The organism is Thermus sp. (assembly GCF_056332225.1).
The window spans coordinates 1-608 of record NZ_JBWGQW010000219.1 but is presented as its reverse complement, the minus strand read 5'-3'; the positions used below and the strand labels follow the sequence as shown (position 1 = coordinate 608).

Genomic DNA, 608 nt, shown 5'->3' with positions numbered 1-608 from the left:
CCAACGGCACCCTGAACTCCGGGGCCCAGTAGAGCGCCTTCTCTCCCTCTGCCAGGAGAAAGGCCGCCTCTATGCCCCGCTGGTAGAGCCTCCACCCGTGCTCGGGGTGGCGCACCAGGTAGTACTGCCCGGTGCCGTCCACCTTGACCACGGTGGATTCCTCTACAACCTTCCAGAACTCTGCCAGATCGGTCCGCATACCCTCACCTCCCGCTCTCCTCCGGGGGGCGTGCCCCCTGGCCCCTCACCGCACCTCCTCCTGCCTCCTCGAGGCGTTCACCACGTACCCCGTGGCCAGGCGCATCACCAGGGCCACCTTGCCCGCCACGGGGCCGTCCGGGGTGAGCCAGAGCCAGCGGTCGGGGGTGCTGTACCCGGGGGCGAAGAGGTAGCCCCTGCCCCCGGCCCACAGGATGGGCAGGCCCAGGATGACCCCGGAGAGCTCCGGGGCGTCCCGCTCCCCGCCCACGGCCACCACCTTGAGGAGGCCCTCCTTCACCGCGTCCTTCAGGTCGGCCTCGAGCCTCCTCGCCGTCCGCCCGTCCGTGACGATGTAGGCCTTGGGGATCCGCACCCCGTCGGGGGGGCAGGTGTAGATGGGCACCCCC

Annotated in this window: 1 protein-coding gene and 1 pseudogene; both read right to left on the bottom strand. The window is 70.9% G+C overall.

Annotated elements, in window-relative coordinates; genetic code table 11:
• A partial coding sequence (locus AC01Y6_RS11010) for a hypothetical protein (RefSeq protein WP_476671568.1) occupies positions 1-199 on the bottom strand: 199 nt, incomplete at its 3' end.
• A 45-nt stretch (positions 200-244) separates the two neighbouring features.
• Positions 245-608, bottom strand: a pseudogene (locus tag AC01Y6_RS11005) (hypothetical protein); the annotation flags it as partial.